Raw genomic sequence first — 26,678 nt, 5'->3', positions numbered from 1 at the left:
TTATAGACTTTGCTGCTTTTTGTTTTCATTATGAATAGTTGATACGTTATTCTAATACCAATACATGGCTTGTTCCATCTGTCTGGCTGAATACATTCAAGCCGACTTTCATCAGATAGTCACCGCTGTACTGCTTGCCATTGCACTCCAAATCAGATTCCTTGCCAGGCATCAGATTGGTCTCCTTTACGGTATAAACCTTATCGGCATCCAATCCCTGCATCTTCACATTCATCACAGGCTCCTTGTAGCGTGGATGCAAGTCGTAAGCAAAGAGAACGGCACGCTGCTTGTCCTTACTTACATAGTTAATGGCACAGTGGTTGCCTTCGTATGGAGAAACCAGGCGATACTGGTCACCCTCAAGAATCATCGGCTTCATGCTATCGTAGTTCTTGACTGCATTCTGCACAAACTTGTAGTCATCAGCAGAAAGCGACTTGAGGTCGATATCAAAGCCCAACTTACATGAACTGCAAACATCGGTACGGAACTTCACACTGGTATTCTTGTTCCAGTTGGTTACATGCGAACCCATGGTCTTAGCTGGGAAGAACTTAGACAGACTCCACTGGATGTAGAGGCGCTCGTATGGATCAGTATCGTCTGAACACCAGAACTCAGTGAAATACTTCAGCATCTCGTAATCCATTCTGCCGCCACCACCTGAGCAAAGCATCATCGGCAACTTAGGATACTTCTTATGAATACGGGTAAGCACCTTGTAGATACCACGCACATGATCGATATAGAAATTACCCTGATTCTCCTTATGATATGGAGAATAGATATTGGTAATCACACTGTTGCAGTCCCACTTGAAGTAAGCCACATCCGGATTCTCTGTCATGATACGATCCACGATGCCGAACACATAATCCTGTACCTTAGGATTACTGATATCAAGCACCAGCTGGTTGCGGTAATAATAGGTATCACGCTTTGGCTGCATAATCACCCAGTCAGGATGCTTCTCAAAGAGTTCACTCTTAGGATTCACCATCTCAGGCTCAATCCAAATACCAAACTTCACACCAGCCTTTTTGGCATCTCTTACCAATCCAGGTATTCCATCAGGCAGCTTGCTCTTGGTAGCCTCCCAGTCGCCGAGACCTGCATGGTCGTCCTTGCGAGGATACTTATTGGCAAACCAACCATCATCAAGCAAGAACATGTCTACACCCAGGTCCTTGGCATCCTTCATCAACTCAGCAAGACTCTGCTGGTTGAAGTCGAAGCCGGTATTCTCCCAGTTGTTCAAGAGCGTAAGGCGATCTTCCATACCCATGTTTACCTGATACTGACGAGCCCAATTGTGCAAATTACGGGAAGCCTCACCGATACCATTATCGCTCATGGCAAAGATAAACTCAGGGGTAGTAAATGTCTCACCAGCCTTCAGCTTATAATTAGAGGCGTATGGATTGATGGCAGGGATAACACGAAGGGCTCCCACGTTATCTACCTCGAAGGTAAAGCGGAAGTTGCCAGGCCATCCGATGGTTCCAAGCATCACCTTGCCCTCATTCTCCTTGGCAGGCTCATCGAATCCCAGTTCAAAGAACGGCTCCTCATGCATGGCTGCACGGGTCCCCAACTTGGTATCAACAATCTTCTTACCAGCAGTCAACTGGCAAGTCTCAGGCTGTCCTTCCTTAGCCCAGTCGCTATGATAATTGGTAACGAAATACTTGTTTGCCTTAAAATAAAGCATTGTAGAGCTATATCTCCAAAGCGTAACCGGAGCTTTCTCCTTATGAGAAATTTCGCTCCACGCCTTGATGACGTTCTCCTTAGGATAAGCAGCATAGTGGAGCTTCACGGTCAGCGGATATACCTTGTCCTTAAGAGTGATGATGGTCTCAACACCTCCACTGATAGCCTTTTCTTCAGAAGACTGATAATACAAATAGGTGGTCATGTTACCATCTGCATGGGTCACTGCCACTGCTGGCTCGAAGAAATCTTCTGCACCAGAGGATGCATAAACCTCATGTCCTCGCTGGCAGACGGCACCATCAGAGGCAGCATATACATCCCACTTCAGATGATTGTAATCTGAAGGATTCTTCAACTTGTCACCCAGATACACTTGATAGAGGCGACCCTTAGGAGAAACCTGCATCACGAGGTCGGTCTTATCGGTTGACACTCGGATGGTCTTTTGAGCAGATGCCATGATAGATGTCATGCACATCGCTGCGATAATCATAAATACCTTTTTCATTGTTCTTTGGTTTTTATGTGATTGCTATGTTATAATTAAACGCTATAATTCTTTCGTTATTATCTTAGAATTTGATTCCTGCAGAGAATTCTACCGTAAACGGACGGAGATAGCTACCACTCATGTACTTGCCTTCATATTTTCCGGCTTCCTGCTTGGTAATCAGCTCAGAGCCGTTAATGGTACCCTTGGCACCCTTCTCGTTGAAGATATTAATGACACTCACGCCAAGGCTCAGCTTCTTGTTCACATTCCAGTTGATTCCGCCAAAAGTCTCCCAGTGACCATTGAAATAGAGTGCCTCCTGAAGGTTGGCATAGGTCTTACCGAAGTAACGGAAGCTCAACCAGGCATTCAGATTCTTGGTGATATCATATCTAGGGTCCAACTCGATAAGAACCTGAGGAATCTCCTTGACAATCATGTCATTGGCATTCACACCCATAGACTGACCGTCACTGAACGTTACGCTCGCATTATAGTTCTTATACACCGGCTTCTGATAGGTGAAGAGTGCATGCATGTGGAAGTTCTTGAACGGATTGATTTCTGCCGAGGTTGTCCAACCCAAAGTCTGGATATTATAGATGAGCAACACGGTCTTGCCCTCTGTAGTGCCAGGCTTGGTAAGATTCTGCTGGTCGATATTGTTCGACTTTGATATGTAGGTCACCATTGAAGAAAGGTCAATCCAATCGTTCTTGTAGAAAATACCACCACGAATCAGTGGGATGGTTACTCGCTTATACTGCTCCTCGGTAGGACCTGTTCCTGCATACTCGCTGATGCGTGGGAAACGGGTGGCGATGGTAGCATCGGCTGTCAAACCAAACTGGCGGGTAAGGTTATACGTCAATTGCAAGGTGGCTGCATAATTCAATTTATCCTTGGTTACGTTCTTTGCTTCGATGCTGTGCTCGGTAGCAACAACAGAACCATCAGCAGCAGTGGCGTATGTATTATAGTTACCCATGTGGAATCCTGAGAAACGTGGAGTAGAAATCTGCTCGGCAGACATACGGTAGTACTCCAATCTACCACCATAGAACACCTTGAACTTAGGACTTACCTTCCATTCGTCGGTAAAGTAGAGTGCCAACTTGTTCTCTGATCCCTTGGTGTATTCAGGACTCAACTCATTATAACCGAAAGTCTCAGAACGACGGGCTGTCTGTGTAGGATCAAGCGGATTGACATACATCTGGCTCAATGTGCGTGGATAAGCTTCTACGGTGCCTGCCCACTGGAACGAAGACGAATAGTAATTGAGATGGTAATACCACTCGTTCAAACCAATCATTAACTTATGGTTGTTCAACTGCTTGGAGATTTCGGTAGTCAAAAGCGCATTGCTCACCTTACCAACATGCAACCAGGTGCGACGTCCCTCTATGTAGCCACTGTAGGCAGACCCATCAGAAAGCTGATAGCCATCAGCCTCGCTCACCTGAGAGATGGTACTTCCTCCGTAATCCGCATAATTGGCACGTGGAGCATTCATATACTTAGCGTTGAATTTCCACAACCATCCATTATCAAACTGATACTGACTGATGAGGGCAATCTCGTTGGCATGATTCTCACTGCCATCGCTCATATTCCATGTCTCCATCTTTCCTGACTTTGTATTCAAGTATTGGAAAGAACCTTGACGCTGCACGTATGAGTCCATACCAGGGTCAAAGCCATCAATCTTCTTGATACTGCCGTCACCAGAATAGATAAATGGGGCTGCATTGGCAAAATTGCCAGGGTTCTTACTGTTGGAATACTTATATAATAAGGAGACACGTCCCTTTCCATCATTCAAGATACGTGTGATACCGAAATGATAAAGTTGGGTACGGTCGGCATAATCAGTAAAGCGAAGCTTGAAACTACCTGGATCGAAATTCTGATACATACTGGCTGTATAAAGCCAATTGTCACCGATTCCACCAGACAGGTTGAGATCTACATTCTGCATACCAAAATGGTTTGCCTTATAGTTGAGCTTGCCCTTGAACTCTTTCTGTCCCAACTCGCTGAAAGAAGAAACTGCGTACGCAATATTACCAGTAGCAATGGCAGACTCAGATGGAGTCATTAAGTCGGTACCTTTCAGTGAGGCATCGCTTCGCCAATGTGCAGACAGTTTGTGTACGGAAGAAGAGTAAACGGCAGGAAGACCGTTCTCATATACGGTTACATCCTCGCTTGGCAATCCTATCTGGATTTCACGAGGCTTGTTGGCATCAGATGCGTTGAGCATCACATTACGCTCTTCCTTTTTCTCCTTGTTTTCAGAATCGTCAGAAGGAAGTGCATACACTTGGCTTGCAGCAGACATCGCTACCAAAGCCATAGAAAATGTACGGATTCTTAAGCTCATAATCTTACAGTTGTTTATTCTTATTTTGTCATGATTTCACTTGCCACCGAATGCGATTCGGTTGCGGTTGCAAAGTTAAGGAGATTTTTCAGACATTGGCATCATGTGTAGGTTACGAGTAGATAAATGCCAGGTTCATTAAGTTCATAACCTATTAATAATCAAGCTACCAAAGATATTAATACTTTTTAATAGAGTAGATAATAAAAAGAGGAATAAAAGTAGTATCTTTGCAGAAAAATACAATTATAAGGCACTCTAATAGCCTATCTGATAGTAACAATAACAATTAAAAGAATAGTTATGAAAGTAGTATTGTGGTTCTTAATGATGCTTATGCCATTGCTGGCAAGTGCTTCTTCCGTAAACGAGGAACAGCTGTTCCATCGTTTAGACAGTTACATCGCTCAGCGAAGCAAATTTACCCAAAGAAAAGAAGCGAAACTGCTAAGACTCAAAAAGCAACTATACATGACTTCCGACAAGCGCAGCCAGCTTAGTCTCTATAACCAAATCTACAGAGAGTATTATACCTACCGTTACGACTCTGCCATGACCTACGCCAAGAAGGGCTACCAGCTGGCAGCACAACTTCAGGATGATTATTTTATCAACCTGAATAAAATCAATCGTGCGGCAGTGCTGTCAACAGGCGGTTTCTACAGCCAGGCAGAAGACCTAATGCTCGAAATGGATGTGGAGAAAATGTCACCTAAGTTATTGCAATACTATTATTATACCTTGACTTGGGTATATAACTATTGGGAAACTTTTTGCAACAAGTCGGAATTTCAAGAAGGATTAGAAGCCAAAAAACGTTTTTATTTAGGCAAGACTCTTGAGCATATCGGCAACAAGGAATCCGCTCTTTATTACTATCTTTCGGGAGAGTTTGAATTTCTAAAGCAGCGTACTAGCAAAAAGATGCTTCAGTTCTACATGAAGGCACTTTCAGCCAGTCCCCTGAACAGCCGTGTACATGCCTCTTCGGCATATTGCATTGCCCGCTATTATTATGATATCGACCAAAAGGATTTATATGAAAAGTATATTGTAGAAGCAGCCATCTCAGACCAGATATGTCCCCTGAAGGAGAATCTTGCCCTTCAGGAACTTTCCACCTATCTATATAATAAGGATGCCTCCTATGCAAAGAGGGCTTCCAAATACATCTATTGCTCCATGGAGGATGCCCAATTCTACAACAACCGTCTCCGCATGGTTGAGATTTCACGCATACTTCCCCTTATCACAGAAACGAACCATCAAGCAGAAGTACGCAAGAACCGCATCGTAACAGCATCCCTCGTCATCGTAAGTATCCTGTCGCTAGGATTCCTTGCCATGGCTTTCTTTGCATTCAAGATGAACAAGCGTCTAGCCAAGAGCCGTCGGGAGATAAAAAGCCAAAATATACTCTTGGACGAACTGAACCAGAAGCTGATCAACACCAATAAGCGAAGAGAGACCTATATGCATTTATTCCTGGACATCAGTGCCGTATATATCAAGAAACTGGATGATTATCGCAAATTGGTAAGCCGCAAAATCAAGGCAAAACAAACTGCCGATCTTCTGACTGCCATCAGCAGCTACAAGCTGGCAGAAGAAGAGGCTGCCAACTTCTATATTCGCTTCGACAAGGCATTCATTGACTTATATCCGAATTTCGTGGAAGAGTTCAACCAACTGCTGTTGCCAGAAAAGCAGATTGTTCTCCCTGCCCCTAACAGTCTCACCAAGGAACTGCGTATCTATGCACTGATGCGACTAGGAATTACAGATGGTCAGGAACTGGCCACCCTCCTGTTCTATTCTACGCAAACCATCTATAATTACAAGACAGCCATCAGAAAGCGAGCCAAAGACCTCACCACTTTTGATGCAGCCATCAACCGACTATGCAATGTGATAGGCTAACCAGAACAAGTGCCTGGTAAGCCCCAAAGCGTATTAATTGGCAAACTGCACGCAGACAGGTTTTCCAACCTTTATATCCTGCTTCGTATCAACCATCATTCCAGTTTTCTTATTGAGTTTGAAAACCTGAATCACATGACTGTCACGACACGCCACAAGCATGAACTGTCCGTTAGGCGTGATGGCGAAATTGCGAGGATGGGCAGCTGTGGGTTGGAAGTCTATCTTTGTGAGCAGCCCCGATTTCTTATCTACAGCAAATACCGAGATGCCCTCATCGGTTAACCGATGGGATGCATAGAGAAAGCGACCGTCAGGAGACAGATGAATATCGGCACTTCCAAGCGTACGGGTCTTCGATGCCTGTATGCGCTGCAACTCCTGCAATGTACCCTTGTTATATCCCAATACGGTTACCGTGCCATCCAGTTCGCCTATCAGGTAAGCCACATTGCCTTTTGAGTTGAATACAAGATGGCGTGGTCCCGTTCCTTTAGGTGCCTGATAGGCAAGAACAGGATTAGATAAAAATTCCTTGCCATCATTTACCTGGAAGCGCCAGATACAGTCGTTCCCCAAATCATTGGCAAGCATATATTGATGATCAGGAGTCATCTGGCAGCAATGGATATGCGATACCACGCCGTTCCCCTCTCGATGCATATCGAAATACTGAGATTCAGGCGCCACACTTCCATCTTCCTTGATTGGGAATACGGAAATATCACCCCCATTATAATTGGATGTCACCACATATCCGCCATAAAGCATCACATTGCATGGTGCTGCACCTGGCATCTTGTTTTCCTGTCGAGTAGCCTTCGTTCCGCACTTCTGATACCCAAGCGGAGTCATCGTTCCCTCCTTCTTATTGAGGATGAAAGCCCCGAGCCCTTGTCGCCCATCATCATATTCGCTCACGGCATAAACTCGATTTGCATCATGATTCATCATGAGAAACGAAGGATTGCCAGCCTGCACATCGCCCACCAATTGCGATTTCCCCGTTCGTTGGTTGAAACGATAAACATACATTCCATCCGAAGTACTCTGGCCAGTATAGGTACCTACCACCATTGTAAGTTCATCACTCGCCACTGCCGGCATCCCCACCGCCATCGTCAAGGACAAGCCTGCCAATATCGTCTTTATATTGCTCATAAGCCGTATCTCAATTAATCAAGTTAATAGTATATATAATGTTTAGAGGGGCAAAAATACAAAAAGAAAATGAAACGAGCAAATGAAATGGCAGAAAATTGAGAATATGGTTGCTTAAGTAAAAGAATGTGGTTGCTTAAGCTTACGGACACTGAATCTCGGGTTAACGGAGATAGTTTCTTGAGTTAGCGGAGACAGATTCTTGAGTAAGAGAATATGGTTTCTCGAAGATTGTCACTAGGCTCGGCAGCTCTGCTGAGCCTAGCCAGCAGGTCTGCCGACCGCAGTCAGCGCCTCTGCTGACTACAGTGACAACACCTATAATCGTACGAATACAATTCTCTTGTGATACAACATCATCAACAATATATAAGAGAATAAGGAACGTTCTTCATAGAACTATCCTTTGACATTTAAAGATAAGCAAGAGGGCTGTGCAGACAAACTTAAAAAGAACAGAAGCAAGGCAAAAAGAAAATTTTTCCTTTAAAATTTCTGGGTTTTATTTTGCTATTTCAAGAATTATCCTTATCTTTGCAGTTGGAATCGAATCACACTATTGTGAGGACTTCCATATTTTTGATGGTTAAATTAGCGTTTGCTATTCGGTCATGCAAATTGGAACGTAGGAAATTTCAAAAAGAGCATTAGAAACGACAGATAGTGAACGTCCGCTATATCGTGGGCGTTACTTGTTGTTCTAATCAGCTTTTCCTACGGCTGCAATTTGGACAAGTTTCGTCCACGTGTTTGTATCCGTAGGTTATGTAGAACGATGGCTTCGCAATCTATCCAGTCAACTAATTTAATAACATTAAAAGCTTAGCTATCGGCATAACGGGCAAATTTTATGAAAAAGTTACATTTTTCTCTTTTGGCGATTCTTTTCGCCTTGTTTGCAATGGTGTCCTTCACTGCTTGTTCTTCAGATGACGAAGACACGCCTTCCACAGAAGATGTCCAGACATACATCATTGGAATGTGGCAACCTACACATGTAACAGGCTATGACTGGGATGAAAATGACAAGCCAGCTAAAGTAGATCAGGACATAGACATTGATGATGCTATCTCTTTCGAATTCAAGCAAGGTGGCACTTTCAATGAGTATATTTGGACTGGAAACAAATGGAAAATAGAGTGTTCCGGAGAAGGCTATACTATCTCAGGCAACAAATTAACTACATACGAAGAAGAAGATTGCATCAAAGTTTTAGATGTTTATACCATACAGAGTATTAATTTGACAACTATGGTTTTAAAATACAATCTGGATGGCAACGCCTCATATCCTAGTACTATCACATTCAAGAAGATTAAATAATCAAAAGATTGCATCATAAATGGCAGAAAGTTGAGTATGTACCTCAACTTTCTGCCATTTTCTTTTGCATATTCAAGAAATAGCTGTACCTTTGCCATTACATAAAAGTTGTAACACTAAAGATGTAATGGCGTATGAAACTAAGTAACAGGAAATTAGCAAATCCTTTCATCTACCAAGGTTATGAAAGTCCCGAGTATTTCTGCGACAGTGAAAATGTGCTTTAAACGTGCGGAATGTGCTTAAAAAAGACACATTCCGCACGTTTAAAGCACATTTTCTTAGATATCGCTTCATATTTGGGCTATTCCGCATACTCTTTTCTTTACTTTTTATAGCAACAAACGTTAAAAATATACTTTAAACGTGCGGAATGTATCTAAAAAAGATAGATTCCGCACGTTATTTCACTATTTTTTCGTATATTTGCCCCAGAAACATAACTATTTGAATCATGTTAATAGGTAGAAAAGAAGAACTGAAGACACTTCATCAAGCATTGATTGCTGATGAATCGAAGTTTGTTGCCATATATGGGCGCAGACGAGTGGGAAAGACTTTCCTGGTAAGGGAGGCCTTCAACAATGACTTTGCCTTTTATCATACAGGATTGGCAAATGAGACCAATCACATACAATTGGCAGAGTTCAACCGTTCACTCGCATCATATAGCAAACAGAAACAGTCTAAGTTAAAAGATTGGTATGATGCTTTTGACAGATTGGGGCAACTACTAGCACAATCTACTATCCCCAAGAAAGTAGTGTTCATCGACGAGATGCCATGGATGGATTCTCCACGCTCCAATTTCCTTTCGGCTTTGGAACATTTCTGGAATGGATGGGCTTCCGCCCGCAAGGATATTCTCCTCATCGTTTGCGGCAGTGCTACCTCATGGATTATCAATAAGGTGATTAAAAATCATGGTGGATTGCACAACCGTGTGTCTGTCCGTATTCATCTGAAACCGTTTTGCTTAAGGGAATGCGAACTCTATTCTGAAGAAATGGGACTGCGCTTTAATCGCCGACAGGTTTTGGAAGGATATATGATTATGGGAGGTGTTCCGTTTTATTGGTCTCAACTGAAACCAGGAATGAGCCTGGCACAGAACATCAACCAGTTGTTTTTCTCAGAGGATGGCAATCTTCGTCACGAGTTTGATGACTTATACGACTCTTTGTTCAAACAGCCTAAGCCTTATCTCTCGATAGTAGATGCTTTGGCCACCAAGAAAGTTGGAATGACCCGAACAGAAATCTTACGAGCAACCAAATTGACCGACAATGGCAAGTTGACGGAATACTTAGAGAATTTGGAATATTGCGGATTTATCCGAAAATACAATTGCATCGGAATGAAAGCAAAGAATGCCTTGTTCCAGCTAATGGATAATTACACCTTATTTTATTATAAGTTTATCAAGGACAGCTATATCAATGATGCACAATATTGGACCAAGATTACCGGCAAACCCGAGTACAATACGTGGTGCGGTTTGGCTTTTGAACGAGTATGCCTGCAGCATGTGGAGCAAATCAAGGCAAAGCTAGGCATTCAAGGAGTTATCACCACGGTTTATTCTTGGAGTGTAACTGGGAGCAAGGAAAAGCCGGGAGCACAGATCGACTTGCTGATAGACAGGAACGATGATGTCATCAATCTCTGTGAAATCAAATACTCCAAGGCTCCATTTCAGATAACTAATACGATAGATGCGAGTTTACAAAACAAGCGAGAGCGTTTCATCCAAGAAACTGGCACCGAAAAAGCCGTGCATCTTACAATGATTACGACCATGGGATTATCCGACAATCCTTATGCCTGGGATGTTCAGTCGGTAGTAACAATGGACGACTTGTTTGTTCTCTAAGCGTCCTAACTATATTAAGTTGGAGGAGATGGCAACAGAATCTGTTCAGAAAGCATTCTGCAAGGCATTAAAGATAAAACTCGTAAAAGAGCGCCTCCCTTTACGTGATTTGAACGATGCTTGGGAATATCTTCACAACTACACTATGGATATGTAGATTCCCTAACTGCTTTAACAAGCCAGAGAATATGGTTGCTTAAGTAAGAGAATATGATTGTTTAAGCTTACGGACACTGAATCTCAGGTTAACGGAGATAGTTTCTCGGGGTAGCAGAGACAGTTTCTAGGGTAAGAGAATGCTGCTTCTCGGAGTTTGTCACTAGGCTCAGCAGCTCTGCTGAGCCTAGTCAGCAGGTCTGCCGACTGCAGTCAGCACATCTGCTGGCTATAGTGACAACACCTTATAGTTGTACAACCTTACGCCTTATAGTTGTACAACTTTACACCTTATAGTTGTACAACTTTACCCCCCATAGTTGTACAACCTTATACACTATAGTTGTACAACTACAAACTCTGATGCAGAGATACTACTTTCTTCTGGAAATACAATTATTATCTGCAACTTTTTATCGAAAAAAGTGAAGAGAAAGATTGCTTTTTCGATATAAAATCGTATCTTTCAAGAAGTTCTACCTGAAATTCAAAGAGTTAACAATTCTTCAGACAGTGTCTGAAGAATTCAAAAAGCAAAAACAGCAGACACTGTCTGCTGAATCTTCTTTGCTACCCCAAAAAGGTCAGGCACTGTCTGACCTTTTTTAATATCATTTTCCGTATAACTATCCATTTATCTATAAAATCATTACTTTTCCTTGCATAAAGTTTGCAATTTCCGATATTTATGCTTACCTTTGCCGTTGTTAAGAGGGAACTCGTAACACATTACAAAATATCTTATCATAAAAATAAGAAAGGAAATAGCGAATGGAACTGAAAGAGACTTTCCAAAAAGTGAAGGCAGCTAGCAAAACACTTGGTTTGCTAACTGATGAACAACGTAATGAAATCCTGCAGGCGGTGGCTGATGCCATCATCGCAGAGACTCCAGCGCTCTTGAAAGCAAATGCGGAGGACTTGGCGAAGATGGACAAGGCGAACCCGCTCTACGACCGATTGCAACTCACAGAGCAGCGACTCCAGGATATTGCTTCAGATATGAGACACGTAAGTACCCTGCCCTCACCGCTCGGAAGAGTTCTCAAAGACAAAACACTCGAAAATGGTTTGCATCTGCAGCGAGTAGCCGTTCCATTCGGAGTTATCGGTATGATTTATGAAGCCCGTCCTAATGTGACTTACGATGTTTTCTCACTCTGTTTCAAGAGCGGAAATGCGTGCGTACTGAAAGGAGGAAAGGATGCAAACGCCTCTAACTCAGCGGGTGTCGAACTTATCCACAAGGTGTTGATAACTTTTGGCATTGACCCGAATGTCGTTACACTGCTCCCTGCTACCCACGAAGCTACCGGCGAAATGCTGAATGCCGTGGGCTATATTGACCTCTGTATTCCTCGTGGAGGAAAGAAGCTCATCAACTTCGTCCGTGATACTGCCAAAGTTCCGGTTATCGAAACCGGAGCCGGCGTGGTACATTGTTACTTCGACAAGGATGGCGACCTGGAGATGGGTAAGCGCATCATCACCAATGCCAAATGCAGAAGAGTGAGCGTATGCAATGCGCTCGACTGTCTGCTGATTCACGAAAGCAGATTAAGCGACCTCCCTGCCCTCTGTGAAGGACTCGCCGAGAAACAGACCAAAATTCATGCTGATGCCAAGACTTATGAAGCCTTAAAGGGACACTATCCTGATACCTTATTATATAAGGCAGAAGAAAGCGAAGCGAAGATGATGGAAACAGATACTAACGTGAAGAGTATCTGGAACACCGAATGGCTCAGCATGCAGATGGGTATCAAGACCGTCGCTTCAGAAGATGAGGCACTCGACCATATCGCCACTTACGGAAGCGGACACAGCGAGAGCATCATTTCCAACAACGAAGCAGCCCAGAAGAAGTTCCAGGCATTGGTAGATGCAGCCTGCGTTTATGTAAACGCCCCTACCAGCTTTACCGATGGCGCACAGTTCGGACTGGGCGCAGAGATTGGCATCAGTACCCAGAAACTTGGAGCCCGCGGACCAATGGCGCTAGAAGAGATTACCACCTACAAATGGTTGATTACTGGTCAGGGACAGACAAGAGCTTAACAGGACCCGCTCCGTACCTGCTCCGTACCCTCTCCGTACCAAGTCTTAGTTTCTGCCATGTTTGCAAGGTTTGCATGCAAACTTTGCAAGCATCAAGATTCAAGAAGAAAGATTCAAGAGCAATATATATCAGAAATAACAAATAAAAAACGAAATAACAATGAAGACATTCTTTAATGTTGAAGACCTTGGCGACTTGAAAGCAGCACTCGCCGAGGCACAGGAAGTGAAAGCAAACCGTTTCGGTTATCAGGAGTTAGGCAAGAACAAAACCTTGCTGATGATATTCTTCAATAACAGTCTCCGTACCCGACTGAGTACACAGAAGGCTGCGATGAACCTGGGCATGAATGTAATCGTGCTCGACGTGAATGCCGGTGCATGGAAACTGGAGACAGAGCGTGGCGTTATCATGGATGGCGACAAGAGTGAACACCTGCTTGAGGCAATCCCAGTAATGGGTAGCTTCTGCGACCTTATCGGTGTGCGCAGCTTTGCCGGTTTGAAAGACCGTGACTACGATTATGCCGAGACCATCGTCAACCAGTTTGTAAAGTACAGCGGTCGCCCAGTCTTCGCTATGGAGACAGCTACCGTTCACCCTCTCCAGGCATTCGCCGACCTCATCACCATCGAGGAGCACAAGAAGGTGGCTCGTCCAAAGGTAGTCCTGACCTGGGCTCCTCACTGCCGTGCCTTGCCTCAAGCTGTGCCAAACTCATTCGCTCAATGGATGAACGCAGCCGATGTTGATTTCGTGGTTACTCATCCTGAGGGCTATGAACTCGACCCTAAGTTCGTAGGTAATGCCAAAGTGGAGTACGACCAGAAAAAGGCTCTGGAAGGTGCAGACTTCGTTTATGCCAAGAACTGGAGCTGTCCGGGCGTGAAAAACCCAGCACAATATGGTGAGATTCTGAGCAAGGATATGAGCTGGACCATCGACGAGGAGCACATGAGCTGGACCAATGACGGTTGCTTCATGCACTGCCTGCCTGTTCGCCGCGGTCTGATTGTTACCGATGATGTCATCGAGAGCAAGAACAGTCTGGTGATTCCAGAGGCAGCCAACCGTGAGATTTCAGCCGAGGTTGTCATCAAGCGCATGCTCGAATCACTCTAAAGCAGGAAATAAGAAAAAAATAGGGGGAAGTAAAGGAAAACAAGCCTTTACTTCCCTCTTTTCCGTTCTATCCAGCCTGATCCTATCCCCATATCTCGGTATTTTTATCTTTTCATCCTATCTATATTCTTATATCTCAGATATTATCCGTACCTTTGCTGACGAAAAAAGAAAAACAAGATGGACAAATACATAATACTATCACCAGAAGCTAAGGGTTCATTCAATGATCGCCTTAACTTTCTGTATCTAAAACTAGGTAACTTTCTCGATACAGAGAAACTGGAAAATCGTACCTTGCAATATTGTAAGGTATTCCTCAGCGACTCCCAGAACCAGATAAAAGAGTTAGAAGAATCTCTCCTTTATCAGGAGTTTCTGAAAGGCGCAAACCTCACTATCGTGGAACAGACTCCACTGAATGGCAGCAAGGTGAGCCTGCTGATCAAGACTACGGATGAAGCTACACCTATCTTATTCCACAGCCTTCGCCTTACAGAAGAGGAAGCAAAGGGAAAGGATTCGTACGAGCAGACCCATTTTCTCTTCAATAAATATCAGAAGACTATCGAAGGTACGGATATGACCATGGAACGCAACCTGGTTCGCACCTGGATATACGTCACCAACATCGATGTAAACTATCAAGGCGTAGTAGAAGCCCGCAATGACATCTTCGACCAAGAAGGATTGACTGCCGACACCCACTACATTGCCAGCACGGGTATCGGTGGTGCCACTCCGGTACGCCACGCAGCTGTAGCCATCGACTTCCTCACCATCCCCCATATCAAGGAAGAGGACAAGAAGTATCTTCAGGCACTCGATCATCTGAATCCTACCCATGAATATGGTGTAGCCTTCGAAAGAGGAACCCGGCTTACGCTACCTACCCATACTCTCCATCCAGAAGGAAGCCAGCAGTTCAAGCAACAATACTTCATCTCCGGTACAGCCAGTATCGACAAGCATGGAGATGTGGTCTATGAAGGCGACATCGTGCGCCAGACCGGCAGACTGCTTGAGAACATTGGCGCCCTGCTGAAAGATGGCGATGCCACGATGAATGATATCCAATACTTCATCATCTATCTTCGCGACATCTCCGACTATCATACGGTTGACAGACTGATGCAGCAGTTTTATCCCCAGATTCCCCGCATCATCGTGGAGGCTAAAGTATGCCGACCAGGCTGGTTGATAGAAATGGAATGCATTGCTGAGAAGGAATCATGTTCTACAGAATAAGGAATTATAAAGATTCCGTTATCTAACCTTTGTCGGAATCCTCTTATCACTCATGATTTCATTTCCTGCCGCACGGGCATCCAGCTCTACTGGCTTCGAAGTGAAATCAGGGGTATTATAGGAATCCAGCAACTCGTCGTAGTACTTCTTCGGATTGCGCTGAGGCAAGAGGAACGGCTTGCTTACATTGCCCTTGTCATCGATGCAGGCAAGATAAAGACGGGTATAGAGACCGTCACCGCGACGGGAAGTGAAGACAAACCAATGGGAATCCCTACTCCAGTTGTGCCAGCTATCTGTATTCCTGCTATTGGCAGCCGTCATTGGTCGCGCCTGCCCCGTCTTCAAATCCAGCAACCAGTTATCCGCTTCCTTATGCCAGATAGGGAAGCAGCCATAGTCGCTCATCGTAAACATGATGTACTTACCATCATAAGAAGGACGTGGATGGGTGGCACTCTTGCCCAGTTCACGGGCATTGAAGATGGTATCCACCTGGTTGCCAAACTTACCCGTAGCCGCATCAAAACCAATCTTGCAGATATTATACTTGATATCCTTGTAACCGCTTGGGATAGGCTCTGCTGTAGAAGAGCAGAAATAGAGCGTCTTTCCATCAGGCGAGAATACCGGATAAGTCTCATAATGGTCTTTTGTCATCAGGAGCGAATCCAATATCAGTTCATGGGTTGCAGGCTGATAAACGAAGACATCCGATGCCTGGTCGAAGACTTCAATTCGCTCATCCTTCACGGCATGGAAACTCTGATGGGTTGTATTGGTGCTATAAGCACAATACTTGCCCGATGGATGCCAATAAGGATAAACCATCGAACCCTTCAGGGAATCATTCTTAGCCTTCAGCCACTCCCGCTTTCCGTTCTGAGAAACCAAGGTAGCACCATGGTCGCCACGCACATGGAAGGTAAACTGATCGGGATTGGTTCTGTTTGCCGTATGACAGTTGAGACAGGCACCCGGCGCTGCGGTATTCTCAAGGATTGCCGTTTCCTCGAAATTACTCAAGTTGCGCTGATAGATGCCCAACTTGCCATATACCTCATAACCAGGAGCGATGCGACGATAAGTCAAGCCCCAGTCATCAAGAGCGTATGGACTGACATGGATATCGAAGTCCTTATACTGCGTCCAGTTACCCTTCTTTTCCACATAAACAGTAACTTTCAAATCTCCACCCCTATTTTGAGCAAGCAGATGATGCCATTCATCGATATCGAAATTTGCGTAGTCGCCTTCACTTTGAAGTTCACCTATCTTTGATCCTTCTACTACGACATTAACAGATTCCGCATCTATATCCTCCACATTGAAGTTGAGAGGAGCAATCGTTGCGGGCACAGTAACTCCAATATAATCAGGATAAATCTTTGGAAGTTGATTTGCTTGGATGGGATTGGTGGGCACAAGAATTCCCGGTTTGGACATACAAGAGCCAAGTCCCAACATGCCCCCCATGAGCAATAATCCCATAAAATATTGTCTGATATTCATCATTAATCTATATTATAATCATGCCAAATGTCCAATCAGCAAGAATGCCAACTTAACATTTAACACTTAACATTTAACATTATCAATAAACCTCTTTCATTCCCTCCTTCTTTCCGGCAGCCTCATCAGCCCCCTGCACCATCACATAGTGCCAGGCATTGGATACATACGGCTGCTGATCAAGCTGAGGATTCTTCGGATTCTGCATATAGAGCTGAATGAAGTTGAGCGTATTGTTCACGTTCTGTGCATCCACACTATATGGGATGGTACGTGGATCGCTATGCGTCTTCATCCAGTTGCCGATGAGAATCTCCTGGAAGGAACGTGGAATATGGTCGTAACCCACGAATCTGCCCAGCGGATAATACTGCATGAACTTCTCCATATCGCGCTGCAGGAGTTCGTAGCACATCAGATATTCGTATGCCATCCTGTTATGGTTATCATTCAGGAAGAGCAAACCCAGCATTTGGTCCATCTCCCGGTCGCTGAAGAGGAAGTCCTGCTTCTTCTCACGATACTTTCTCAACTTTCCATAAACGGGATGTCGGTTGATAGCCTTCTCATTACCCAGCAGCGCCATCATCTGGTTCGCCCAGTTGCTATAGAAGAGCGTCTTCTGCAGGCGGCGGAGCAGCTTTGCTGCCACCTTGTAATTACCGTTGATGATTTCGCACTCTATAATCCTGCGGGTCAAGCGGGCACTCTTGCGATAATTCGGTATCGCTTCCTGTGCCTCGAACATATATCTTTCGGCATCATTCACCATACCCAGACGGAAGAAAATTTCGGCTGTAGATACCGGCGAAATCATATCACGGGTAAAGGTAGGGAACAAGCCCTCGCCTCCATTCTGATAGAACTCGAAAAGGCGGTCGGCAAGCATACCTTTCTGGCTCAAGGCAAGATTCACACACGATACACTGAGCGGTGTGGTTGCCGGCTTCTTCTCAGCCTTCTCAATGATCTTATCCCATTGTTCGGTGCGAACCAGGAAATCATAATCTATCAGGTCGTAGGTCATTTCATCAAAAGATGCCTTGATGCCGAACCATGAAGCCACAATCACCAATACATAGCTCAACACTATGACCACTTTGGATTGCTGCAACTTCTGCAAGGATTTCCGGTGGCATGGAATCATCCCCAGGAAAGGAATCACAACAGCCCATACCATCACAACAAAAGGCAACGGAGATACCGCACCCGGATAGCGATAATAATTAAGTCCGGCTAAGATGCGATACATCGGATACTGCAGAGACTGCGTGCTCAGTAGGATCCAGGCTATGGTAAGCACAAGGATGCAGGCAGAATAGCCTATTCCGGAAAGGATACTGTCCTTCTGTTGCGCATTCTTCAGCGTATCACCTATCATCAGGGCAGCATAAAGGAACACCACCGGACCCAGGAACCAATAAACCAATGCCGTGCTTACCAGTTCGAACACCACCTTTACCAACCGGTTGTGGAATCGGTTGTGAATCCATCCCATCAGCAGAGCTCCGAAAAGTGCAACCACAAAAGAAAGCAGGATGTTCTGGTCGCCCATAGCGCACCACAGGGCGATGCTTGGAAGGAAACTCAGGAGATAGCCCGGGAAATCATGCCTTGCTCCATATTGCTTCATCAGTCCCCATACGGCAGTCTGAATGCCTATCAGGAGCAGTCCGATGATGGCACCACCCAATACTGGCATATAGTAGAACTGTACCAGAAACTCACTGATATAGTCAGCCAATCCTCCTGGCAGCACAATGCGCTCCAGGAAATAGTTGGTATCAAAGAGAAACATCTGATACTGTTCCTGAAAGCAGAGTCCTGCCATATAAGGCACAGCCCAGAACAGCATCACTGCCACGCCGAAGAGCAACGACAGCAGCGGTTTCCAAGTTTTAGTGATCAAATTATTCATTTTTATCAGGTATTAATTTTAATTTCCATTTTCATTTCTCCTTTCACAGCTACGCTAAACTTCTATGGCTCAAGACGTTTAGTGTGAAGGGAGATTCCATTGTCTTTATTGCCTTTATTGTCTTTTGCCAGGAAATAGAGAGGAGCATTTATTGCCCCCTCCTTTACCAGAAACCCTTTCTCGGTAAAATGCTTCAACCATTTCAAGGCTGTCTGCTGGCGCAGGGAGAAATGGTATTCCATGTCGCGTCGGCAAATATAGTCATGCTCTTTTATGAAAGCCACAATCTTATCCCACAACTGTTCTTCGGTGTATCTGCGAGACTTCGTGGTGTATTTGGAGCGTTCGAACCTTACATTTCTACCCACCTCGTTCAGTAATTCGGCAGTAGGCTTGAAGTTGATATTACGCAAGCGGATATTATTACCTGTCACCTTATCCATGGATTTACCTTCCGGCAACTCCGTTGTAACAGACAGCGAGAGATAGCCCACTTGTGGAAGATAGAAACGGGCACCCTGAGAGAGCTCGGTCACGATGAGATCGTGCAGCGATGTCATTACAGCCTGCACATCACCCCTGGTAAGCGAACATGCTTGCTCTATATGCTGCTCTATCTGCTTACTGGTCATCGGTTCGTGGTCACGCAACCGGACAAATTTCTGTTCTCCACCTTCGCCCTTCGAGTTATGGATGGAATGGATTTCATACTTTATTGCCATAGTTTAGTATTATTAGCTGTTATCACAAGTATGTTATAAGGTACTAAGTACTAATGATATAAGCTTGAAGTTCCAGGACTTTTCGACGTGCGTCGAACGATGCACGTGCTCACATCGAACGCCGCACGCTCTTACATCGTTCGATGCACGCACTCACACCGTTCGGTGTGAGTCGCAAAGTTAAGCTGTTATAAGCTCTCAGTTGTACAAACATACCCTGCTAAACCTACTTGTCTTACTGCATACAAAAGTACAATAAAAACTCGTAAACACCAAATCTTTTCAGCAATTATACAAGAAAGTACGGAAGAAAAGCAAAAAAAGTCAATTTCTGTTTACTAAAAGGTAAGAAAAAGCCCCGACTGTATCACTACAGCCGAGGCTTAGCCTAATTTTATGTTTTAATCACAACGATTTATCACATACCTATTTAGCCTTTTTCTTGAAGACATAGTACCATCCGGTACTACCATCAGATTGACAAGCTGCTAAAACAAGCTCGTCATTAGATGCTACCAAGACATAATACTTTTGGAAAGCAGCATCACCTTCATTAACATTTACACCCATAGGAATAACAAACTTATCATTTGTTACTGTTGGGAATGAGATAGTTCCCTTATCCCAAGAAGCATCCTTGTGCTCAAGCACATTCACCTTGATAGGAAGCGTTGTACCATCACCATTAGTTGCTGTCTTGGAATTGGTATCAATGGTAAAGTAAGCATGAGTACCGCTACGCTTTACACCGCCAGCTTTGCTACTACCTTGGCCTTCAATGTCTGTATATGATACAGTCCACCACTGAGGACCATTACCGCTACCGAAAGAACCATTACCCCAAACACCAGAAGCCTTATCGTTCCATTCCCATGTTGTAGTACCATCACCATCTTCGCCACCAGCGAGATACTCAAGAAGCTCTGGCTTGGTAGTCAAAGACTCAACATCGAAAGAACCTGCATTGTAAGTCTCCTGAGTGCCATCAGCCTTGGTATAAGTCAAGGTAATATTAAACTTACCTTCCTCAACAACCATCAGCTGATCGCCATTCAGAGTAGCTGTACCAGCAGCCTCCTCAGTACCTTCCTTGGTAATAGCCCAGTCAGAAAGCACGCCGTTACCATTCTCTACATTGAAGACATTACCCTTCTTGCCTTCCTTGACCTCCTGAATAACCTTTACCTTGCCTGCATCAAAAGCAGTACCGAACTGTACAGGCTGACCAGCGAACTCGCCTACAGTAGAAGTATAATTACCCTCAGAACCAGTTACGCAGAGACGCTTCTGAAGTTCTGCAGAGAGATAAGTAATCTCATCCACGTTCACCGTGAAGTCCTTGGTAAAGTCAACAGCCACGTTCTTGCAGTGCATAGTAACGGTATTGGCACCTACCTTGGTAACATAGATGGTATCGTATGCCTTGGAAGAAGTTACCGCACCTTCTACCAACTGGTCAACCGACCACTGGCTTGTGATAGGAGAATGATTCTCGATGATGATACGGTTGCTATTCTTACCATTCACCTGAACAGGTGTTACCTTCGCCTCTACGCTCTCAGCTGTTACATTCTCAGAGAATCCTGTGCTGCCAGAATCGGTAGAAGGATCACAAGAAGTATAAAGCAATGTCAGCATAGACAATGCAAAAAATATCTTTTTCATATACTTATTCATTTAAAAGATTAAAGAATTGATTACTTCCAGCCCTGATATTCTGAATCAGCACCAGTCCAACCTTCATTCTGCTTTACGGTACCCAAAGCTACCTGAGTCTCAGGCATCTTCTGGAAACCGGCTGTAGCATTGTAACGGGCAGTATAACCTCCATTGTGTGGAGTATTTGTATCTGGCTGTCCGCAATAGTAGATAGCAACACCATTCTGCTTCTCAAGAGCAGCTGCGGCAATATGCCAACGACGGAGGTCGTTCCAGCGGGTACCCTCGCAAGCCAACTCCCAACGGCGCTCGTTTCTCAAAGCTTCCTCAGAATAAGCTGCAATAGGGTTCAAGCCAGCACGCTTGCGCACCTCATTGATACCAGCTACATCCTTCTTCAACTCACTCTGCATCAACAAAACGTCAGCAAAACGGATGAGTACCAAGTCGTGGATGTTATTTAACTGCATGTTCTCCTTTCCTGCTACATCCCAGTTGCCAGGATACATCACATTCTCGAAAGTACAAGAATAGCCATCCTTCAGCTGATCATTCTTACAAGTAACAGGAGCCCACTTCTTGGCATAGTAATCAGTTTCCTGAACGAAGTCAGACCAACCACCTTTCTTATAGGTTGCTACCTTAGACCAGTCCTGGATAGAAGCATCACGGCGTGCATCATTAGGCTCGGCAGCAGCCCAATCCTTTACCAGGTTTGGAGCTACAGGACCAGCGCCCCAACCCTGACCGAATGGGAAGGTGTTGCCATAAGCCTGACCACCACGAACACCAAAGTGAAGAGCGTAAGCATTGGCATAGCCAATCGTTGTACCCCAGTCTGCGTACTTGTTAAACTTGATAGAGAACAAAGTCTCGGGATTCTGAGAAGCATCATCCTCAACCCACTTGAAGCCCTGACCCTTGGTATAATCATAATCCTCTACAGTGCATCTGTTGGTATAAGCCCAGAGATTCTGATACTTATCCACCAACTTGCGGCCAGAGTTAGCCACACAGTCATCGATGGCTGCAATGACATTCTCCTTAGACAGGGTAGTTCCATCAGGAAGTTCCACAGAAGTCAGAGGATTGTAAGTAGTGCTGGTCAGATCAGCCAATGTAGAACCATTGCCAAAGAAACCAGAATAGAACAACCATGCACGACCCAGCAGAGCCTCAGCAGCATACTTATCAATATGGCCATCAGTGCTCTTTACAGCAGGCAAGAGAGCGACAGCATCACGAAGATCCATCAGAATCTGCTTCCAAGGGTCTTCAATATTACCTTGGGTGATAGCCTCAGAACCTGGCTTCAGACGCATAGGTACATTTCCGTACATAGAAGCCAACTCATAATAATAGAAGGCACGCAGGAACTTAGCCTGTCCCATCATTGAGTTTTTGGTATCCTCATTCATAGAGGTATTAGGAAGAGCCTCTATCAGGGTATTGGCGCGGTTAATACCCTTGTAACGAGCCTCATAGAACACGTTGGTCATATCGGCATTGTAGTTACAGAGCAAATCATCTGCCTGCATCAACTTATCGTTGACACCACCACCACCGAGCATATCATCACTAGCCAACTGGGCATAGTAAAGGAAACTCATCTGAGGGTCTGCACAAACCTGGTTCAAATTCTGGTAAACACCAGCCAATACAGCCTCACCATCCTCCTTGGAAACAGGGAAGGTACTGGTAGATAACTCGCCTACATTCTGCACATCATTGATGTCGCAGGATGCCAAGCTAAGCACCGCCATGGCTGAAGCCAAAAATATATTTAACTTTTTCATTGTGAATTCAATTTTAGATTAGAACTTTACATTTACACCAACCATATAGGTACGAGGCTGAGGATAGTTACCTACATCAACACCTGTTACCCATGAGTCTGAGCCGATAGAAGTACCATTCTCTGGATCCATACCCTTATAACCGGTAATGGTAAAGAGGTTCTGGGCTGCGAAATAGAGACGGAGCTGCTGGAATGGGCTGTTCTTCCAGATCTTGGTGAAATCGTAACCCACGGTCAGATTCTGAAGACGGAAGTAGCTGGCATCCTCAATGTAAATATCAGAAATGGTCTGCCAGTTTGGACCTGCATTCATGTGGGCAAGCAAAGGATACTTGTTGGAAGTTCCCTCACCATGCCAGTAGTCATACACCTCTGTAGTGAAGTTCTCGTACTCACCATCGGTGAACTTGCGGAATGAACGAGCCACCTGCTGACCGAATGCTCCAAAGCCTGTTACAGAAAGGTCGAAGCCCTTGTAAGATGCACCGAGAGTGATACCCATGGTTACATCTGGATGTGGATCGCCAAGTTCTGTCTTATCGTCATCATTGACAACACCATCGCCATTTACATCCACAAACTTCAAGTCACCTGGCTTGATACCGGTACCCTGCTTAGAGTTAGCGGCATTACCCTTACAGTTCTTATCAAGATAAGCCTGAACATCTGCCTCATTCTGCATCACACCTTCGGTCTTGTAGCCCCAGAAGTAGCCGATAGGATGACCTTCCTCGAAACGAGCCATATAACCGGTATTCTGAGCCAAGAGGTCCTTACCACCATTGTTGTACTTCTGGTTAGACTTCACCTCTGTTACCTCATTGTGATTGTAAGCCATGTTCCAACCTACGTTGTACTGGAAGTCCTTGCCAATCTTATCGTTCCAAGAGAGAGAAAGCTCAATACCCTTGTTCTCAACAGTACCAGCATTCTTCATCTGGGTAGAGAAACCAGTTGTTGGATCTACAGGAACTGCAACCAGCAAGTCCTTGGTCTTCTTGTTATACCAATCCAAGGTGAAGCCCAAGCGTCCACTCAGGAAGCGAGCATCCAAACCGATGTTCAACTGCTCTGAAGTCTCCCAAGTCAAATCCTCGTTAGACAGACGGGAAGGAGCTGCACCGGAAACATACTGGTCAGGATTACCATTGAAGGTATAATAGCTACTTGTATTAAATGCGAAAGCACCCTGCCACTGGAAGTTGTTAATGGTCTGCGCATTACCATTCTGACCCCAACCAGCACGAAGCTTCAGGAAGTCGAGCCATGATACAGTCTTTGCCATGAACTTCTCGTTAGAGATAACCCAACCGGCAGATACAGATGGGAAATAACCCCAACGCTTACCTGGAGCGAATTTAGAGTTACCATCGGCACGCATGATGGCTGAAAGCATATACTTCTCATTGAAGTTGTAGTTGACACGACCGAAGTAAGACATACTGCGAGAATCATCACAAGGAGTACCAGTAACGGCAGCAGCATTATTATTCTTCATATAGGTCATGTAAGCATGAGTCATATCGCCAAACACCGAATTAGAAGATGTAGCATTCAAGGAGAAACCGAAGTCAGGACGGCTCTCACCATACTCAGTACCTACCAGGATGTCGAAGTTGTGCTTCTTCTGCAAGTCAAACTTATAACTCAAGGTATTTGTTGTACTCCATCCCCAACTTGTTCCAATCTGGTTTGTTGCCTTATCCTCTGTTCGGAAATAATCCGCATTGGTTCTGTTGGCCTCGAATATAGGGAGGAATGTACGCCATGTCCAAGTATTCTGATTGTAATTCAACTGTCCACGGTAAACCAGATTCTTGATTGGCTGGATCTCCAAATAACCTGTAGCATGCAGATTCTGGTTGATACTCTTATTGTGACCAGACTGCTGATTCAACATCTTATAGATTGGGTTTACAGAATAAGAGTTGTAGTTATCAATCCAGTTCTTCAAGTCCTCAGCCTTGGTATAGCTTCCATCTGCATTATACATAGGGATAGTAGGATTGGAACGAAGCATATTGGAAAGCTCATTGCTATACTGGTTACCAATCTGGATACCCTGGTTCTGCTTGTGCTGATAGTAGATATTCTCACCAATCTTCACTACATCCATACCCTTGTCATTGCGATAGATGACATGCTCTGAATTGATACGGAAGGTGAAACGGCGGTAATCTGACTTAACAACATTGCCAAACACACCATCCTGATACTGATAACCGGCACCCATAGAGAAGGTAGAACGGTCGGAACCACCAGTAACGTTCAGGGAATGACTTGTTGTAACGGCATTCTTGTTGCGGATAGCCTCTACCCAGTTGGTTCCTTCGTTAGAACCATCCATATAAGAGTTGTAGAGGTCCTCGCCCATAATGCTCTTCCAATCGTAGCCACTTTCACCACTGTTGAAACGCACCTGATCCATTACCTCCATATACTGCTTGGCATTCAGCATCTTTGGCATGCGATATACATTAGACCAACCAACGTTGCCATCGTAAGATACCTGGATCTTGCCCTGCTTACCCTGCTTGGTAGTAACAAGGATAACACCATTGGCTGCGGCAGAACCGTAGATGGCACAGGATGCAGCATCCTTCAAAACGTCGATACGCTCGATGTCGGCAGGGTTCAAGTTGTTGATATCACCTGCTACACCATCAATAATATAAAGAGGAGCTGTGTTGCCGTTGGTACCGGCACCACGGATAGAAATCTTAAAGCCATCACCAGGCTGACCGGAAGCCGCCTGAATGTTTACACCAGGAGTCTGGCTCTGCAAGGCGCCCAACACCTGAGTGGTATTCATCTTCTGAATATCATCACCCTTCACCTCGATGGTAGAACCGGTAACGAGCTTCTTCTTCTGAACACCATAACCTACGACAACAACTTCTTCGAGAGTCTTGTCGTCTGTCTTCATTGTGACGTTTAAATTAGACTGATTACCTACAACGATTTCCTGCTTTTGGTAACCGATATAAGTAATAACAATAGTAGCACCAGGCTTCACGTTCAATGCGAAGTTACCATCCAAGTCGGTAACTGTACCATTTCCGGCATTACCTTTCTCTACTACACTTGCACCGATGATAGGACCTTCTGCGTCACTTACATTACCGGTAACCTTCTTAGACTGCTGTACTGAGTTAACAGCAAAATTTGGAGATGTTGCCAAAGCTTCAGTTGTGTAACTCAAGCCTAAGGATGCCAACGCTCCAACAAGCAGCACTGATTTTCTTAAGTTTAGATTCATACTTATGTACTTTCTAGGTTTGAATAGAATAAACATTACTTAATTGACTAGCAAATAGCCACACACTCTTGTCTCCCTGTAACTACCAGCTGCACGGAAACAATCCTTCTTTCATTTTAAGCTGAATTGATACTCATAGGTCATTACTTTTTATTTTGTTAGTTTTGTTATTTTAGTTGTATTTCCGGCAAAACGATGTGAGGTATCTTTTAGTGGTATCGTTCACATTCGTATCACCGCTGCAAAAGTACAATACTTTTTCGAAAAAGGGTGATACTTTTTTGCTCAATTTGTGTATTTTTCGTAAGAAAGGTTATTTTTTTAATAAAAAGTCGATAAACACGAAAGA

The 26,678-nt window shown here is 44.5% G+C and carries 15 protein-coding genes; 6 read left to right on the top strand and 9 right to left on the bottom strand.

Translation table 11 applies throughout. The features are described from left to right. Positions 1-46: 46 nt before the first annotated feature. Together DW657_RS03810 and DW657_RS03805 are read right to left on the bottom strand one after the other, a co-directional pair. Positions 47-2,227 carry an alpha-galactosidase gene (locus DW657_RS03810; RefSeq protein ID WP_117662195.1) on the bottom strand — a complete coding sequence of 727 codons (2,181 nt, stop codon included), beginning with the start codon at positions 2,225-2,227 and terminating at the stop codon, positions 47-49. A 64-nt stretch (positions 2,228-2,291) separates the two neighbouring features. Then, a complete protein-coding gene (locus tag DW657_RS03805; RefSeq protein WP_118311465.1) occupies positions 2,292-4,571 on the bottom strand; it encodes a TonB-dependent receptor in 2,280 nt (759 codons plus the stop codon). Between the two features lie 330 nt (positions 4,572-4,901). On the opposite strand from DW657_RS03805, the gene DW657_RS03800 reads away from it, so the two are divergent. Then, entirely contained in the window at positions 4,902-6,518 is a 1,617-nt protein-coding gene (locus DW657_RS03800; RefSeq protein WP_118311464.1) for a DUF6377 domain-containing protein, read from the top strand. Positions 6,519-6,551: 33 nt separating this feature from the next. On the opposite strand, the gene DW657_RS03795 is transcribed toward DW657_RS03800, so the two are convergent. Continuing rightward, the gene (locus DW657_RS03795; protein WP_118311463.1) at positions 6,552-7,679 is read right to left on the bottom strand and encodes a lactonase family protein; all 1,128 of its coding nucleotides are present in this window, start codon (positions 7,677-7,679) and stop codon (positions 6,552-6,554) included. A gap of 850 nt (positions 7,680-8,529) precedes the next feature. Here DW657_RS03795 and DW657_RS03790 point away from each other — a divergent pair. From DW657_RS03790 to DW657_RS03770, 5 genes are all read left to right on the top strand, one after another. Continuing rightward, a complete protein-coding gene (locus tag DW657_RS03790) occupies positions 8,530-9,003 on the top strand; it encodes a lipocalin family protein (protein ID WP_118311462.1) in 474 nt (157 codons plus the stop codon). A gap of 454 nt (positions 9,004-9,457) precedes the next feature. Then, positions 9,458-10,876 (top strand): ATP-binding protein, encoded by a 1,419-nt coding sequence (locus DW657_RS03785; protein WP_118311461.1) that lies wholly within the window; start codon positions 9,458-9,460, stop codon positions 10,874-10,876. 927 nt (positions 10,877-11,803) lie between these two features. Further along, positions 11,804-13,090: a glutamate-5-semialdehyde dehydrogenase gene (locus DW657_RS03780; protein ID WP_118311460.1), complete on the top strand. Its 1,287-nt coding sequence runs from the start codon at positions 11,804-11,806 to the stop codon at positions 13,088-13,090. Between the two features lie 160 nt (positions 13,091-13,250). Continuing rightward, complete coding sequence (locus DW657_RS03775) at positions 13,251-14,213, top strand: acetylornithine carbamoyltransferase (RefSeq protein WP_117694653.1); 963 nt, start codon at positions 13,251-13,253, stop codon at positions 14,211-14,213. 180 nt (positions 14,214-14,393) lie between these two features. Continuing rightward, positions 14,394-15,461 carry a Rid family hydrolase gene (locus DW657_RS03770; RefSeq protein ID WP_118311459.1) on the top strand — a complete coding sequence of 356 codons (1,068 nt, stop codon included), beginning with the start codon at positions 14,394-14,396 and terminating at the stop codon, positions 15,459-15,461. An 18-nt stretch (positions 15,462-15,479) separates the two neighbouring features. Here DW657_RS03770 and DW657_RS03765 read toward each other — a convergent pair whose 3' ends face one another. The 6 genes from DW657_RS03765 to DW657_RS03740 all read right to left on the bottom strand — a co-directional run bounded on the left by DW657_RS03765 (position 15,480) and on the right by DW657_RS03740 (position 26,329). Next, positions 15,480-16,937: a TolB family protein gene (locus DW657_RS03765; protein WP_369973462.1), complete on the bottom strand. Its 1,458-nt coding sequence runs from the start codon at positions 16,935-16,937 to the stop codon at positions 15,480-15,482. 118 nt (positions 16,938-17,055) lie between these two features. Then, the gene (locus DW657_RS03760; protein ID WP_118311458.1) at positions 17,056-18,891 is read right to left on the bottom strand and encodes a DUF6057 family protein; all 1,836 of its coding nucleotides are present in this window, start codon (positions 18,889-18,891) and stop codon (positions 17,056-17,058) included. Positions 18,892-18,953: 62 nt separating this feature from the next. Next, a complete protein-coding gene (locus DW657_RS03755; protein ID WP_118311457.1) occupies positions 18,954-19,613 on the bottom strand; it encodes an HU family DNA-binding protein in 660 nt (219 codons plus the stop codon). Positions 19,614-20,039: 426 nt separating this feature from the next. Then, positions 20,040-21,278, bottom strand: a complete 1,239-nt coding sequence (locus DW657_RS03750) for a hypothetical protein (protein ID WP_147381876.1) — start codon at positions 21,276-21,278, stop codon at positions 20,040-20,042. A 32-nt stretch (positions 21,279-21,310) separates the two neighbouring features. Further along, entirely contained in the window at positions 21,311-23,068 is a 1,758-nt protein-coding gene (locus tag DW657_RS03745) for a RagB/SusD family nutrient uptake outer membrane protein (protein ID WP_118311455.1), read from the bottom strand. An 18-nt stretch (positions 23,069-23,086) separates the two neighbouring features. Next, positions 23,087-26,329, bottom strand: a complete 3,243-nt coding sequence (locus DW657_RS03740) for a TonB-dependent receptor (RefSeq protein WP_118311454.1) — start codon at positions 26,327-26,329, stop codon at positions 23,087-23,089. Between the last annotated feature and the right edge of the window lie 349 nt (positions 26,330-26,678).

The sequence above is a fragment of the Prevotella sp. AM23-5 genome (assembly GCF_003473645.1).
In the GTDB taxonomy this organism is placed as follows: domain Bacteria; phylum Bacteroidota; class Bacteroidia; order Bacteroidales; family Bacteroidaceae; genus Prevotella; species Prevotella copri_A.
The sequence above is the reverse complement of the archived record's forward strand: the minus strand, read 5'-3'. Positions and strand labels throughout refer to the sequence as shown.

What these genes read in the sequence shown, in the direction of transcription:
- DW657_RS03810 (WP_117662195.1), bottom strand. Translation starts at nt 2,227, where the DNA reads ATGAAAAAGGTATTTATGATTATCGCAGCGATGTGCATGACATCTATC.
- DW657_RS03805 (WP_118311465.1), bottom strand. Translation starts at nt 4,571, where the DNA reads ATGGCTTTGGTAGCGATGTCTGCTGCAAGCCAAGTGTATGCACTTCCT.
- DW657_RS03800 (WP_118311464.1), top strand. Translation starts at nt 4,902, where the DNA reads ATGAAAGTAGTATTGTGGTTCTTAATGATGCTTATGCCATTGCTGGCA.
- DW657_RS03795 (WP_118311463.1), bottom strand. Translation starts at nt 7,679, where the DNA reads ATGAGCAATATAAAGACGATATTGGCAGGCTTGTCCTTGACGATGGCG.
- DW657_RS03790 (WP_118311462.1), top strand. Translation starts at nt 8,530, where the DNA reads ATGAAAAAGTTACATTTTTCTCTTTTGGCGATTCTTTTCGCCTTGTTT.
- DW657_RS03785 (WP_118311461.1), top strand. Translation starts at nt 9,458, where the DNA reads ATGTTAATAGGTAGAAAAGAAGAACTGAAGACACTTCATCAAGCATTG.
- DW657_RS03780 (WP_118311460.1), top strand. Translation starts at nt 11,804, where the DNA reads ATGGAACTGAAAGAGACTTTCCAAAAAGTGAAGGCAGCTAGCAAAACA.
- DW657_RS03775 (WP_117694653.1), top strand. Translation starts at nt 13,251, where the DNA reads ATGAAGACATTCTTTAATGTTGAAGACCTTGGCGACTTGAAAGCAGCA.
- DW657_RS03770 (WP_118311459.1), top strand. Translation starts at nt 14,394, where the DNA reads ATGGACAAATACATAATACTATCACCAGAAGCTAAGGGTTCATTCAAT.
- DW657_RS03765 (WP_369973462.1), bottom strand. Translation starts at nt 16,937, where the DNA reads ATGGGGGGCATGTTGGGACTTGGCTCTTGTATGTCCAAACCGGGAATT.
- DW657_RS03760 (WP_118311458.1), bottom strand. Translation starts at nt 18,891, where the DNA reads ATGAATAATTTGATCACTAAAACTTGGAAACCGCTGCTGTCGTTGCTC.
- DW657_RS03755 (WP_118311457.1), bottom strand. Translation starts at nt 19,613, where the DNA reads ATGGCAATAAAGTATGAAATCCATTCCATCCATAACTCGAAGGGCGAA.
- DW657_RS03750 (WP_147381876.1), bottom strand. Translation starts at nt 21,278, where the DNA reads ATGAAAAAGATATTTTTTGCATTGTCTATGCTGACATTGCTTTATACT.
- DW657_RS03745 (WP_118311455.1), bottom strand. Translation starts at nt 23,068, where the DNA reads ATGAAAAAGTTAAATATATTTTTGGCTTCAGCCATGGCGGTGCTTAGC.
- DW657_RS03740 (WP_118311454.1), bottom strand. Translation starts at nt 26,329, where the DNA reads ATGAATCTAAACTTAAGAAAATCAGTGCTGCTTGTTGGAGCGTTGGCA.